Source organism: Microvirga yunnanensis, assembly GCF_025460875.1.
Window position 1 is genome coordinate 35,843 of sequence record NZ_JAMXFI010000016.1, and the last position, 13,469, is coordinate 49,311.

Annotated in this window: 11 protein-coding genes and 1 pseudogene; 9 read left to right on the forward strand and 3 right to left on the reverse strand. The window is 59.8% G+C overall.

Going from position 1 to position 13,469, the window contains the following annotated elements; translation table 11 throughout:
- Positions 1-2 precede the first annotated feature (2 nt).
- The 5 genes and pseudogenes from NF876_RS10650 (at position 3) to NF876_RS10670 (ending at position 3,569) form a co-directional block, all read left to right on the forward strand.
- The gene (locus tag NF876_RS10650) at positions 3-998 is read left to right on the forward strand and encodes an ABC transporter permease (protein ID WP_262268829.1); all 996 of its coding nucleotides are present in this window, start codon (positions 3-5) and stop codon (positions 996-998) included.
- A gap of 104 nt (positions 999-1,102) precedes the next feature.
- Positions 1,103-2,044, forward strand: coding sequence for an ABC transporter substrate-binding protein (locus tag NF876_RS10655; protein WP_262268777.1), 942 nt, complete (start codon positions 1,103-1,105; stop codon positions 2,042-2,044).
- A gap of 296 nt (positions 2,045-2,340) precedes the next feature.
- Positions 2,341-2,610 (forward strand): annotated as a pseudogene (locus NF876_RS10660) (transposase family protein); the annotation flags it as partial.
- Positions 2,611-2,866: 256 nt separating this feature from the next.
- Positions 2,867-3,172, forward strand: a complete 306-nt coding sequence (locus tag NF876_RS10665) for a hypothetical protein (protein WP_262268778.1) — start codon at positions 2,867-2,869, stop codon at positions 3,170-3,172.
- Between the two features lie 148 nt (positions 3,173-3,320).
- On the forward strand, positions 3,321-3,569 hold the full coding sequence (locus NF876_RS10670) for a cupin domain-containing protein (protein ID WP_262268779.1): 249 nt from the start codon (positions 3,321-3,323) through the stop codon (positions 3,567-3,569).
- A 100-nt stretch (positions 3,570-3,669) separates the two neighbouring features.
- Here NF876_RS10670 and NF876_RS10675 read toward each other — a convergent pair whose 3' ends face one another.
- On the reverse strand, positions 3,670-3,930 hold the full coding sequence (locus NF876_RS10675) for an SDR family NAD(P)-dependent oxidoreductase (RefSeq protein WP_262268780.1): 261 nt from the start codon (positions 3,928-3,930) through the stop codon (positions 3,670-3,672).
- 49 nt (positions 3,931-3,979) lie between these two features.
- Here NF876_RS10675 and NF876_RS10680 point away from each other — a divergent pair, with 49 nt between their 5' ends.
- Positions 3,980-4,570, forward strand: a complete 591-nt coding sequence (locus tag NF876_RS10680; RefSeq protein WP_262268781.1) for a TetR/AcrR family transcriptional regulator — start codon at positions 3,980-3,982, stop codon at positions 4,568-4,570.
- A 23-nt stretch (positions 4,571-4,593) separates the two neighbouring features.
- Here the strand turns inward: NF876_RS10680 and NF876_RS10685 are convergent, their stop codons facing one another.
- A complete protein-coding gene (locus NF876_RS10685) occupies positions 4,594-7,800 on the reverse strand; it encodes an efflux RND transporter permease subunit (RefSeq protein ID WP_262268782.1) in 3,207 nt (1,068 codons plus the stop codon).
- 29 nt (positions 7,801-7,829) lie between these two features.
- On the reverse strand, positions 7,830-9,038 hold the full coding sequence (locus NF876_RS10690) for an efflux RND transporter periplasmic adaptor subunit (protein ID WP_262268783.1): 1,209 nt from the start codon (positions 9,036-9,038) through the stop codon (positions 7,830-7,832).
- A 632-nt stretch (positions 9,039-9,670) separates the two neighbouring features.
- Here NF876_RS10690 and NF876_RS10695 point away from each other — a divergent pair.
- Genes NF876_RS10695 through NF876_RS10705 form a run of 3 tightly spaced genes read left to right on the forward strand, consistent with a single transcriptional unit; the run spans position 9,671 to position 13,451 of the window.
- Positions 9,671-10,201: a (2Fe-2S)-binding protein gene (locus tag NF876_RS10695; protein WP_262268784.1), complete on the forward strand. Its 531-nt coding sequence runs from the start codon at positions 9,671-9,673 to the stop codon at positions 10,199-10,201.
- Positions 10,198-11,214 carry an FAD binding domain-containing protein gene (locus NF876_RS10700; protein ID WP_262268785.1) on the forward strand — a complete coding sequence of 339 codons (1,017 nt, stop codon included), beginning with the start codon at positions 10,198-10,200 and terminating at the stop codon, positions 11,212-11,214. The genes NF876_RS10695 and NF876_RS10700 overlap by 4 nt, the downstream gene beginning before the upstream one ends.
- A 5-nt stretch (positions 11,215-11,219) precedes the next feature.
- Positions 11,220-13,451, forward strand: a complete 2,232-nt coding sequence (locus tag NF876_RS10705; protein ID WP_262268786.1) for a xanthine dehydrogenase family protein molybdopterin-binding subunit — start codon at positions 11,220-11,222, stop codon at positions 13,449-13,451.
- The last annotated feature ends 18 nt before the right edge of the window (positions 13,452-13,469 follow it).

A 13,469-nucleotide genomic window follows, 5' to 3' on the forward strand; every position in this document is an offset into this window, starting at 1 on the left:
CCATCGCAGAAAAGGAAGCCCAGACCGTCATCAAGTCTGCCGCGTTCAGCCAAGGAGCATGGCAGAAGATCCTGGCCTTCGCCAGCCTGATCGCCCTGATGGCTGTCTTCAGCGTTGCCTCCGAGAACTTCCTTCAGCCTGACAATCTCATCGGCATTCTGCAGGCAACAGCCGTGAACGGTGTTCTCGCCGTGGCGGCGACATTCGTCATCATTACCGGCGGAATCGATCTGTCGGTTGGAACGTTGATGACGTTCTGCGCAGTCATTGCCGGCGTATTCCTCACATACTGGGGCCTGCCGATGCCTGTCGGCATCGTGGCGGCTATTGCCGCAGGCGCTCTCTGCGGCTCAGTCTCCGGCACCCTCATTGCCAAGATGAAGATCCCGCCGTTCATCGCAACTCTGGGCATGATGATGTTGCTGAAGGGACTCGCGCTTGTGATCTCGGGAACCCGTCCGATCTACTTCAACGATACACCGAGTTTTCCGCTGATCTCGCAAGAATCCTTGATCGGGGCGATCCTCCCGTTTCTCCCGATCCCTAATGGCGTCCTGATCCTCTTCATGGTTGCGATTGCCTCCAGTTTCGTTCTTACGCGCACCGCCTTCGGCCGATACACATTTGCCCTGGGATCCAATGAGGAGGCGGTGCGACTCTCCGGGGTGAATACCGACTTCTGGAAGATCATAGTCTACACAGTTTCAGGTGGGATCTGCGGCATTGCCGGCCTCATCATCGCCTCGCGACTCAATTCTGCCCAACCGGCGCTCGGTCAAGGCTACGAGCTCGACGCCATCGCGGCCGTCGTCATCGGAGGCACTTCCTTGAGCGGTGGACGCGGCACCATTCTCGGGACAATCATCGGAGCTCTGATCATCAGCGTGCTCACCAACGGCCTCCGTATTCTCTCGGTGGCTCAGGAATGGCAGACGGTCGTGACCGGAGTGATTATCATTCTCGCCGTGTATGCCGACATCCTGCGCCGCAAGGCCTGAGGATCTCCCTTTACTTCTCACGAGCCCAAAGGAGCACGCGACCCGGTCATCTGTCCTAACTCATTCACCAATAGGCCAAAGTATACAACGATCAGGAGGAAACGATGTGGAACAGACGCACTTTGATTGGTGCCATCAGCATTGGTGCATTAGTCGGTTTTGCCGGACCTGCAGCGGCCCAGGAGACCTACATCCCACTTATTTCGAAAGGATTCCAGCATCAATTTTGGCAGGCTGTCAAAACCGGAGCCGAGCAGGCAGCCAAGGACTATAACGTGCGCATCACGTTCGAAGGTCCAGACAGCGAAACCATGGTTGACAAGCAGATCGACATGCTATCGGCAGCGCTTGCCAAGAACCCGAAGGCCATCGGATTCGCAGCCCTCGATAGTCAGGCCGCAATCCCTCTGTTGCGCAAGGCGCAGGCCGCCAAGATTCCCGTCATCGCGTTCGACTCCGGCGTCGACAGCGACATTCCGCTGACCACAGCAGCGACCAACAATCTGGCGGCTGCGGCTCTGGCTGCTGACAAGATGGCGGAGCTCATCGGAGGCGAGGGCGACATTGCTCTCGTGGTGCATGACCAGACCAGTCGCACGGGTATCGATCGGCGAGATGGATTTGCGAACCGGATCAAGGAAAAATATCCGAAGATCAATATCGTAAGCATCCAATACGGCTCAGGCGATCACCTGAAATCGACCGAGATCACCAAGTCGATCCTCCAGGCCAATCCCAAACTCAAGGGCATCTTTGGCGCGAACGAGGGCTCGGCAATCGGAGTCGTCAATGGTGCCAGGGAAATGAACCGTAAGATCGTCATCATTGGCTACGATTCCGGTAAGCAGCAGAAGCAAGCTATCCAGGAAGGCCTCATGGCGGGAGCCATCACGCAGAACCCTGTTGGTATCGGATACAAGACGGTTGAGGCTGCCGTCAAAGCACTCAAGGGCGAGAAGCTCGAGAAGATCATCGACACTGGCTTCTTCTACTACGACAAGTCCAATATAAGCGATCCGAAGATCGCAGCCGTACTGTATGACTAGGCGGCAATAGTCGTGACAGGGACAAGCCTCTAGCTCTGCGGCAATCGGCTCATGACAACTCGCGAGCAGGTGACGTGGACTGAAGGCGGGCTTCACAGGTCCTTTGTGGATCATGTGAACGATGTGACCCCACGGAATGGCCCAGGCGGATACCATTGTGGGTATTCGCTTGGGTTGTGTTGCAAGCACCAAGCAAGGCGCTATCGCAACGTCTTGTCTCGGAGTTTCAGCGACTGAGATGGAGGTCTCAGGGGGCGGAGGAATAGGTATTCAAGGGCAGGCATTTTGATCGATCGGTGATCCTGCTCTGCATCCGGTGGTATCTGGCTTACAATCTCAGACTGCCCACCCTCGAGAAGATGATGGCTGAGCGCGGCATCTCGGTCGGCCACGCGACCATTCACAGATGGGTCGTTCCATACTCGCCCGAACTGCTGAAGCACTTCAGCTCACGCAAGAAACTTGTCACCAGCAAGTGGCACATCGACGAGACCTCTATCAAGCTGGGAGATCGCTGGATGTACCATTCCCGGGTGATCGACAGCAACGGCGACACGGTTGAATTCTGTTCGTGAGGACCAAAGGAAAGCCTTTCCTTTGAACCGCTCACCGCAGAAATGACCGTGATCGCTCTCTCACGAGCCATGTGTGGCCCGGGTCACAGAAGGACAGTCTGTTTCGGTCGATCCTGGTGACATCGCAGGAGGTCACCATGACACGATCCTCAAAACGCCAAGCCAGACGCTGGATCATCCAAGAGCTGACACGCTCCATGGAGCAGCGCAGTCAGCCCCTCCCCTCCAAGCCGGTTGCGGAGTGATCATGCTGTACGCGCGGACCCAGGAAATATCCGACCTCATGGACAGCCAGATCAGGGTCAGGGCGAAGGCCCTCTGCGTCGACGATGGCTTTGATCCGGATCTGACCGTGACTCATGCCTATGGCGACGACTTCACGCCCCAAGAGTGGGATTCCTGGTGGACGTCCAATCCGGAAGTTCCTTTCCAAGAGGTGGTCAGCCCGATGTGGAGGTTGTACCGCGCCCACGCATTCATCGAGCTGTCGCAGCTCCGGAAGGTGGTCGAGATCAGCGACAATGTCGTCTTCTTCGGGCGCAGCAAAGCTTAGCGTGGGGCATCACCCGATGTTGTGCTGACCATCGGGAAGGGGTCAATCTGAGCGCTTAAGCTTGGCCGTATGATGGTCCGCGGCCCCTGCGGCTGCTGACCTTCGGGCGGCTTCGGCTCTGCGCGCGATCCTATGCCTTAGGTGGCCCATGGCGTTTGCGACCCGCCGGCTCAGCGCGCTTCCGGATGCGATCGCTCCAGATGGGTCCGAAGGGCGGATCCTGTGCGGCACCGGCCGGGGCAGCCTGGCGCATTTCACCCTGCCGCCGCATGCGGTCTCAAAAGCCATGGCACGCCGGAGCGTCGAGGAGGTCTGGTACTTCGTCTCCGGCCCGCGGCTCCGCGTGCGCCCTTCCTTCCGCCCGATAGCCGCCCAGCCGGGGCCCTGCAGCGGCTGAACCTGCCCATCCTGGAAGCCGGCCTCTTCCATCCAGCGTCGGCAGACCGCACCGGTGTGGTCGAAGCCGGCCGCGGTCTCGATCAGCATGTTCAGGCTCATCAGCAGGCCGTGACCTGAGATGAACGAGGCGTCGTCCGAGGCCAGGAAGAGGCCAGGAAGGCGACGACCTTGGCGATCCCCTCTGAGCTGCGGGCGCGACCCGGAACCATGGTGGCCGCGAAGGCGTACTTCGCCTCCGCGCTCGGCGAGATGCGATCCTGGAATGGCGTGTCGATGATCCCGGAGTTGAATTGCTCTCCGTCATGTAAGATCTTGAAAATCTGTTTAAAACCGTTATCATACCGGTCGGTATAGTTCACCGGAACGCTTGGCAACGGTGGAACATCACAGTGAGGAGACGGGACAATTATGGGCCGCCACCGGGAATTTGACCCTGACGAGGCACTGCATATTGCACTTCAGGTCTTCCGGCGCCAGGGTTATGAGGGCACATCTATATCAGACCTGACGGATGCCATGGGTATCACGCGACCAAGCCTCTATGCCGCGTTCGGCAACAAGGAGGACCTCTTCCGCCAGACCCTCGACCTCTACGAGCGCCAGCACCTGTGCTTCGCGCACACGGCCCTCCATGCACCGACGGGACGGGAGGCGGTCGAACTGCTCCTGCGTGGCTATGTCGATGTGCTGACCGATCCCATGAACCCACCCGGCTGTCTTGGCGTGAACGGAGCCGTGGCCTGCAGCGAGGCGAGTGAAGCCATTCGCGAGGAACTCATCGCGCGTCGCATGGTCAACGAGAACAATCTGCGCGACCGTCTCGAGCAGGCGCGTTCCAATGGTGATTTCCCCAAGGACGAGGATCCGGCCGACTGGGCGCGCTATGTCGTGTCGGTCGGCCTTGGGATGGCCGTTAAAGCGGCATCAGGGGCCTCACGCGAGGAACTTCATCGTGTAGTGGACTTCACTATGCGGGGCTGGCCAACGACAGCGGGCTGAAGGTTCGAGTTCTGCTGCACCCTCTAGCTCACCGGCGCCTTTACGGGATGCGTATTCGGGCTCGAGCCCAGTGTGGCCAGTTCAGGCTGGTGCTGAAGACGGCGGTTCCCTGTCAACCGGCGAACCAGGGCGTAGAAGACGGGCGTGAAGAACAGGCCGAATGCCGTCACGCCGATCATGCCTGAGAACACGGCCACACCCATGGCAGCTCGCATCTCGGCGCCTGCGCCCGTCGACAGCACCAGCGGCACCACGCCCATGATGAAGGCGAGTGAGGTCATCAGGATCGGCCGTAAGCGCAGGCGGCTGGCTTCGATCGCGGCTTCAATGGGGGTACGCCCCTCAAACTCAAGCTCGCGAGCGAACTCAACAATCAGGATTGCGTTCTTGGCCGACAACCCCACGAGGACGATGAGGCCGATCTGCGTGAACACGTTGTTATCGCCAGCTGTCATCCACACGCCGGCCAAGGCCGCAAACAGCGCAAGCGGCACGATCAGGATAATCGACACTGGGAGTGTCAGACTCTCGTACTGGGCCGCCAGCACCAGGAAGACGAGGAGGATTGCAATCGGAAACACCACGATCCCTGAGTTGCCGGCCAGAATCTCCTGGTAGGTTAGCTCGGTCCACTCGGCCCTGAATCCTTTGGGCAACGTTTCGGCTGCAATCCGCTCGACAGCCGCCTGTGCCTGGCCTGAGGAGTATCCGGGGGCCGCCTGTCCGTTAACGTCGGCCGACAGGAACCCGTTATAGCGCATGGCGCGCTCCGGACCGACGCTCGATTGTATGTTCAGCAGAGCCGTGAGCGGAACCATCTCGCCCGCGACGGAGCGGACCTTGAGGTAGCCGACGTCCTCGGCACGCGCCCGGAAGGGAGCATCCGCCTGCACCCGTACGGAGTAGGTCCGGCCAAACTTGTTGAAGTCGTTCACGTAGACTGAGCCGAGATAGATCTGGAGCGTGCTGAACACCTCCGAGATCGGAACCCCGAGCTGACGCGCCTTTGAACGATCAACATCCGCATAAAGCTGGGGAACGTTGATTGAATAGCTCGAGAACAAGCCTGCGAGCTCGGGTGCCGCCGCGGCCTTGGCCAAGAAATCCTTCGTGGCTTGATCGAGTGCCTTGTAGCCGAGGCCTGCCTGATCCTCGATCTGCAGCTTGAAGCCGCCAATCGTGCCCAGACCCTGCACCGGCGGGGGCGGGAACATCGCGATCACGGCCTCCGAAATGGCCGCGAACTGCTGATTTAACTGACCCGCTATTGCTCCAGCCGCAAGGCTCGGATCCTGACGTTGTTCAAACGGCTTGAGAGTGAGGAACACGATGCCCGCATTCGAGCTGTTGGTAAATCCATTGATCGACAGACCCGGGAACGCCACAGCGCTCTCGACCCCGGGATGCTTGAGTCCGATGTCTGTCATCCGTCGAATGACGTCCTCGGTCCGATCAAGCGTCGAGGCGTCCGGCAACTGGGCGAACCCGACAAGATACTGCTTGTCCTGCCCCGGAACGAAGCCGCCCGGCACTGTCTTGAACAAGAAGCCGGTTGCGCCCAAGAGGGCAACATAGACGCCCAGCATCAGGGCTTTCGTCGAGATCGCCCGCCTCACGCCAGTGGCATAGGCACCGGAACCCCGATGGAATAGCGCGTTGAAGCCGCGGAACAGCCAACCGAACAATGCATCAATGATGCGGGTTAGGCGGTCCTTGGGTGCCTGATGATCCCGAAGCAGAAGAGCCGCCAAGGCCGGTGACAGGGTCAGTGAATTGATCGCGGAGATCACCGTCGAGATCGCGATCGTGACGGCGAACTGCTTATAGAATTGTCCTGTCAGCCCGCTGATGAAGGCAAGCGGGACAAACACGGCCACCAGCACCAGCGCGATCGCAATGATTGGACCGGCGACTTCCTGCATGGCCCGATAGGTCGCCTGGCGCGGGCTCAAGCCTTTCTCGATATTGCGCTCCACGTTCTCAACCACCACGATAGCGTCATCGACCACGATGCCGATGGCCAGCACGAGGCCGAAAAGGCTCAGGGCGTTGATGGAGAATCCCAAGGCATGCAGAACTGCGAACGTACCGACAATGGAAACTGGCACGGCAACGAGCGGTATGATGGAGGCTCGCCAGGTCTGCAGGAACAAGACGACCACGAGTACGACCAGCAGCACTGCTTCCAGCAGCGTATGGACCACCGCATCGATCGAAGCGCGTACGAACTGCGTCGTGTCGTAGACGATCTGGAAATCAACGCCTTCCGGCATGTTGGCCTTGATGGCGGCCATCTCCGCACGAACCTTGTCCGCGATCGCGATGGCGTTCGATCCTGGTGCCTGCAGGACGGGAATGGCCACGGCCGGCTTGTTGTTCAAGAGGGCCCGCAGAGCGTAGTCGGCGGCACCCAGCTCAATGCGGGCGATGTCGCGCAGGCGGGTGATCTCCCTATGCGCGCCGGTCTTGACGATGATGTCGCCGAACTGCTCCTCGTCCTGGAGACGTCCCTGCGCGTTGATCGACAATTGATGATCAATCCCCGGCAGGCCGGGAGAGGCGCCGACGACGCCGGCGGCGGCCTGTACGTTCTGGGCGCGGATCTCATTGACGATGTCGTTCGCTGAGAGGCCATGCTCGGCGAGCTTCTGAGGATCCAGCCAGACGCGCATCGAGTAATCGCCAGATCCGAACAGCTGGACCTGACCCACGCCTTGGATCCGGGCGAGCCGGTCCTTGACATTGAGCGCCGCATAATTGCGCAGGTAGGTGACATCATAGCGGCTGTCGGGCGACAACAAGTGGACGACCATCATGAGGTCGGGCGAACTCTTCACAGTCGTAACGCCCAGGCGCCGCACCTCCTCTGGGAGTCGGGGCTCTGCTTGCGAGACCCGGTTCTGAACGAGTTGCTGTGCCTTATCCGGATCGGTGCCGAGTGCGAAGGTTACGGTGAGTGTCAGCACTCCGTCCGTGGTTGCCTGACTGCCCATATAGAGCATGTTCTCAACCCCGTTTATGGCCTCCTCGAGCGGAGCGGCCACGGTCTCGGAGATGACCTTGGGGTTCGCGCCCGGATATTGTGCCCGGACGACCACTTGGGGCGGCACAACCTCAGGATATTCCGAGATCGGCAGGACCCTCAGAGCGAGCAGTCCGACCACGAAGATGAGTACTGACAGAACCCCGGCAAAGACGGGCCGGTCGATGAAGAAGCGGGAGATGTTCATAACGGATGACTCAGGACTGTCGCGTGTGATCAGTTTGCCGCAGACGCGGTTGAGTTGCGTGTCTGCAGCTTGGCCGACATATCGGGCTGCGGCGCGATCAAGGCTCCTGGGCGGACCTTCTGGAGCCCGTCGACAACAATCCGTTCCCCTGCGTTGAGGCCGCTGGTGACGATGCGCCCCCCATCCACGGCAGCCCCGAGTTTGATCTCACGGTATGCCGCTTTGTGATTAGGATCGACGACGAGCACAAACTTCTTGTCCTGATCGACACCGACAGCTCTCTCAGGCACGACCAACGCAGGCGTCGTCCTGGCCTGGCCCAGGCGAATGCGGGCAAATTGACCCGGCATCAGGCGATCGGCGGCGTTGTCGAATACCGCCCGCACCTGGACTGTGCCGCTGGTGCCGTTGACGGTATGATTGATGAGTTGCAGCTTGCCGCGTATAACCTCGGCCTCAGGCCCAGAACGCACCTCGACCGGGATAAGGGCCAGATGGTCACGCCGGTCACCGCCTGCAGGCAGCGTCTCGAGAGCCTGCTGCACCGTACGCTCATCCGCATCGAAGCTCACATAGATCGGATCGGTTGAGACGATCGTCGTCAGAACGGGCGCACCGGATCCGCCATTGACGAGATTGCCTGCAGTCACTTCAATCTTGCCGACGCGTCCAGAAATCGGCGCGCGCACTTCAGTATAGGAAAGGTTGAGACGGGCAGTCCTTACCGCAGCCTGCGCAGCACGCAAACTAGCCTCCGCCTCGCGCAAGCTGTTCTCCCGCGTATCAAGGTCACGTCGTGTGATCGTCTGGTTGGCCGTCAGCTTCATCCCACGATCCAGTTCATTGCGGGCAAAGGCAATCCTTGCTTCGGCCGCGCTGACCTGCGCCTCCGCCCGGTCGACTTCGGCACGATAGGGTTCGGGTTCTATGGTGAAAAGCAGGTCACCCTGCTTCACGAGTGATCCTTCACGGAAATGAACGGCCTGGATGGCGCCAGGGACGCGGGGCCGCAAATCGACGCGCTCGATCGCCTCGAGGCGGCCTGAGAACTCCTGCCACAGTGTCAAATTTTGGTTATCGACGGCAAGCACGGTCGCCGGCATGGCAGTGGGCGCCGGTCCGCTATCGCCCCCTTGGGTCGTCGTATTGCCGACCGCAATCGAGAGGGTTGTGCCGGCGAGGAGCAGAGCGATCGTTCGTGCGAAGGCACGTGGAGCAGGTTTGGAGAAGACTGTCATCAGTGAGGCATCCATTGGGCAGGCCATCGACCAGGCCGCGCGGCCTTATTAACGTACTGAATGGTATAATACCGATTGGTAGCTTTCGAAAGGGGCGTGTTAGGAATTTTTAGATTGATCAGTGCAAAAAAAGCCGACAAGGCTGAACTCTGCGCTACCCTTGTGCGCTAGCGCACCTGTCAGAACCGGGGTTCTGCGAACAGCGGCGCAACTATGTTCGATAGCCTCAATGGGGCGTCGGATGGGCCGACGTGCGAGGAAGCAGAGCTTCTTGGGGTCGGTCTCGCATGCTCGAGAGCGGTCCACGTTCGACGGCTTTGTCGCAATTTCAGACGACGAACAAAAATCTGGGAGCGGTCCGTTTCCCCTAATGGAACGAAGCGCCTGAACCGCTCAGCGACGGATCGTTTCGAATTGAAGGTATACTTCGCCCGATCTGATGGAATGGACGCCCCGCCTCAGTTCTCCTCCTCGCTGGCAACGATCTCCGAGGGGGAGGCGCCACCTTCTGACGTTTAACGTCCTGTGAGCGCCGTCTTATGAAGTTCCGGCGAGAGCAACAGCCCGCCACAAATTCTGCCAATTCAATTGGGACTGTAGTCCGCCCTGCAAATTCGAATCAGGGGAGACAGATGAGTCCATCGTCCTTCCCAGGCGGCTTGGAACGCAAGTCGACCTCCAAGCCGGCAGAGATCCCTGTCAGGATCACTGTCAACGGGCAAGAACACAGGTTGGCGATCGCACCCTGGACGACTTTGCTCGATGTCCTACGGGATCATCTCGATTTGACCGGTACAAAGAAGGGCTGCGATCACGGTCAATGCGGGGCCTGCACCGTCTTGGTCGACGGTCGCCGGATCGTCTCGTGCCTGACGCTTGCGGTCATTAAGGATGGTGCCGAGGTCACCACAGTGGAAGGCCTTGCCACTGACGGTGTCCTCCATCCCGTGCAGCAGGCATTCATCGATCACGACGCATTCCAGTGCGGCTATTGTACGCCGGGTCAGATCTGTTCGTCGGTCGCTCTTATAGCCGAAGGCAAGGCAACGACGGCGGATGAGATCCGCGAGTTGATGAGCGGCAATATCTGCCGCTGTGGTGCCTATACCAACATTGTAGCGGCGATCCAGCAGGCAATGGCATCAATGGATGGCAAGCCATGATCGATTTTGACTATGCGCGGGCCTCCGACATTCCCGACGCTATCCGGCAGATCGCGGCGGATCCGAACGCGAAGCTTATCGCCGGCGGTACGAACCTTGTCGATCTGATGAAGTACGAGGTCGTAAACCCAACTCGATTGATCGATATCACGCACCTGCCGCTCAACACGATTGAGGAAACCGCGAGCGGCGGCTTGCGCATCGGCGCGCTCATGCCCAACAGCGATCTCGCCTACCACCCCCTGATCGAGAAACGCTACCCGCTAGTGTCGAGCGCAATTCTGGCCGGAGCATCGCAGCAGCTGCGCAACATGGCCTCGACCGGCGGCAATCTGATGCAACGTACGCGATGCTTCTACTTCTATGACATTGCAACGCCCTGCAACAAGCGAGTACCAGGCAGCGGCTGCTCGGCGATCAATGGCATCAATCGGATCAATGCCATCCTCGGCACGAGCGAATCCTGCATCGCTACGCATCCCTCGGACCTCTGCATCGCGCTCGCGGCTCTGGACGCGACCGTTCATGTGGCAGGGCCCGCGGGAGAACGCGTGATCGCGTTCACCGATTTCCATCGATTGCCGGGCGATACACCGCAGATTGACACCAATCTCGCACCTGATGAAATCATTGTCGCCATAGAACTGCCCCCAAGGGGATTTCCGGAAAACTACAGTTATCTCAAAATTCGCGACCGGCTGTCCTATGCGTTTGCGCTCGTTTCCGTTGCGGCTGCCATGGAGATTGAGCGAGGCCGCATCAGGGACGTTCGGATTGCGCTTGGCGGTGTGGCCCACAAGCCCTGGCGGAAGGTTGAAGCCGAAGCGGCATTGCGCGGCGAAGCTCCTGAGCGGAAGGCATTCACGCGGGCGGCCGGTATCCTGCTTCAGGATGCGAAGGGGTACACCCATAATGTTTTCAAGATCGAGCTAGCGCGTCGCGCGATCGAACGCACGTTGACGCAGGCAGCAAACGGCACGCCCCAGATGCAGGCCATCAAGAAAATCCGGTGACTGTCATGACGTATATCGGTGCCGCCACGTCCCGCGTCGACGGACTTGCAAAGGTCACGGGCGCTGCGAAATACGCTGCGGAGATCCGCCCTGCCGGCCTCGCCCATGGTGCCGTCATCACGTCCACGATCGCAAGGGGACAACTCAAGCGCATCGACGTGAGCGAGGCCTTGAAGGTCAAGGGTGTGCTCGACGTGCTCACCCACCTGAATCGGCCGGAGATGTCGGCTGACGACCAGTCCTACAAGGATGATGTGGCACCGGACGGCTCCCCGTTCCGGCCGCTTTATGACGATCGAATCCTGTTCGACGGTCAGCCAATTGCCCTGGTTGTTGCTGAGACCTTGGAAGTCGCCCAGTATGCCGCCTCGCTGGTACAGGTCGAGTATGACCGAGGCCCACATATCACCGACGTGCACCGCAGGATGAAAGAAGCGCCTGCCCTGGAGCCTACAGACGCGACAGGCGCTGACGCATATGCTCCGCCGAACCCGCGCGGTGCAGCGGAGAAAGCTTTCGCTGCTGCAGACGTGCGCCATCAGGGTGAGTATCATGTTCCGATTGAACATCACAACCCGATCGAGCTTTTTGCCTCGACGGCCATCTTCGAGGGTAACGGAAAGCTCACGATCTACGACAAAACCCAAGGTGTGCAGAACGTTCAGCGTTATGTCTCTCGTGTCCTGAAGATGAAGCCCGAGGACGTGCGCATCATGTCGCCCTTCATGGGTGGAGGCTTCGGATCGGGTCTGCGCCCGCAGTATCAGGTGATTCTTGCGGGTCTGGCGGCGCTTGCATTGAAGCGCTCGGTCCGGGTGGTTCTAACCCGTCAGCAGATGTACGGGCTGGGCTATCGGCCGGCAATGGTCCAGCGGATCGAACTCGGTGCCAAAGCCGACGGAACACTCGAAGCAGTCATGCACGATGCTGTCACGGTTACGTCGCAATACGAGAGATTTTACCGACAGGAGACCGGCTGGTCGGGGCTGCTCTACAGGTGTGACAATGCAAAATATGCACACAGGATCGCGCCGCTCGATCTTGTGACCTCATGCGACATGCGCGCCCCGAGCGCGGCAACAGGCGTCTATGCCCTCGAATGCGCGATGGACGAGCTTGCAGTCGCGCTCGGGATCGACCCGCTTGAGCTGCGCCTCAAATGTTACTCAGACCGTGACCAGCACAATGGCAAGCCCTATAGCAGCAAGAACCTCCGTGAATGCTACCACCAGGGTGCAGAAGCGTTCGGCTGGGGCAAGCGCAACCCCGAGCCACGCTCGATGCGCGACGGCAGCGATCTCGTGGGTTGGGGGATGGCGACAGGCGTGTGGGAGGCGTTGCAGGTGCCAATCGCAGTGCGCATTGTGCTCACCTCCAACGGCCATGCGGAGGTCTCATGTGCGACCTCTGACATCGGCACGGGCACCTACACGATCATGGCCCAGGTCACAGCCGATATGCTCGGTTTACCGCTCGAGAACATAACCGTGAAGCTCGGGGATTCGACATTGCCGCAGTCACCAGTGGAAGGTGGCTCGTGGATTGCAGCCTCAGTGGCGAACGGGATTGCAACGACTGCCGATGCGGTTCGCCGTGAACTGCTGGGCCTCGCCAGCAAGATGCCGGATTCGCCGCTCGCGGGCGTCGTGCTCGAGGAGGTCAAACTGGCCGACGGCAAGATCGTAAGTCAGCATGACCCTGCTCGCGGCATATCGATCGCTGATGCCATGCGCCACGGCGGCGTCGATCGCATCGAGCAGGAGAAAGCCACGCGCTTCGCCAAGGATGAAACGCAGGCGCACAACGTTCATTCGGCGGTGTTCGCGGAGGTCAAGATTGACGAGGAGTTGGGAATCATCCGCGTCACCAGGGTCGTCAGTGCCGTTGCAGCCGGACGTATCCTGAATCCGAAGACAGCCAGCAGCCAGATCCTGGGCGGCGTGGTCTGGGGCATCGGCATGGCGCTGCATGAGGAAACCCTCATCGATCACGGTTTCGGGCGGGTCATGAATGCCAACATCGCGGAATACCACGTTCCCGTGAACGCCGACATACACGACATCAAGGTGATCTTCGTCGACGAACCGGACCAGAGCATCAACCGCCTCGGGATCAAGGGACTAGGAGAGATCGGCATCGTTGGAGTTGCGGCCGCTATCGCCAATGCCGTCTATCATGCCACGGGAACCCGGGTGCGTGACCTGCCTATCACATTGGACAAGCTCGATCGACCATAGGTGCCGGATCGGTGGCGT

Excerpts from the sequence above, each read along its gene's own strand:
- NF876_RS10655 (WP_262268777.1), top strand. The coding sequence starts at position 1,103 with ATGTGGAACAGACGCACTTTGATTGGTGCCATCAGCATTGGTGCATTA.
- NF876_RS10665 (WP_262268778.1), top strand. The coding sequence starts at position 2,867 with ATGCTGTACGCGCGGACCCAGGAAATATCCGACCTCATGGACAGCCAG.
- NF876_RS10670 (WP_262268779.1), top strand. The coding sequence starts at position 3,321 with ATGGCGTTTGCGACCCGCCGGCTCAGCGCGCTTCCGGATGCGATCGCT.
- NF876_RS10680 (WP_262268781.1), top strand. The coding sequence starts at position 3,980 with ATGGGCCGCCACCGGGAATTTGACCCTGACGAGGCACTGCATATTGCA.
- NF876_RS10685 (WP_262268782.1), bottom strand. The coding sequence starts at position 7,800 with ATGAACATCTCCCGCTTCTTCATCGACCGGCCCGTCTTTGCCGGGGTT.
- NF876_RS10690 (WP_262268783.1), bottom strand. The coding sequence starts at position 9,038 with ATGACAGTCTTCTCCAAACCTGCTCCACGTGCCTTCGCACGAACGATC.
- NF876_RS10695 (WP_262268784.1), top strand. The coding sequence starts at position 9,671 with ATGAGTCCATCGTCCTTCCCAGGCGGCTTGGAACGCAAGTCGACCTCC.
- NF876_RS10700 (WP_262268785.1), top strand. The coding sequence starts at position 10,198 with ATGATCGATTTTGACTATGCGCGGGCCTCCGACATTCCCGACGCTATC.
- NF876_RS10705 (WP_262268786.1), top strand. The coding sequence starts at position 11,220 with ATGACGTATATCGGTGCCGCCACGTCCCGCGTCGACGGACTTGCAAAG.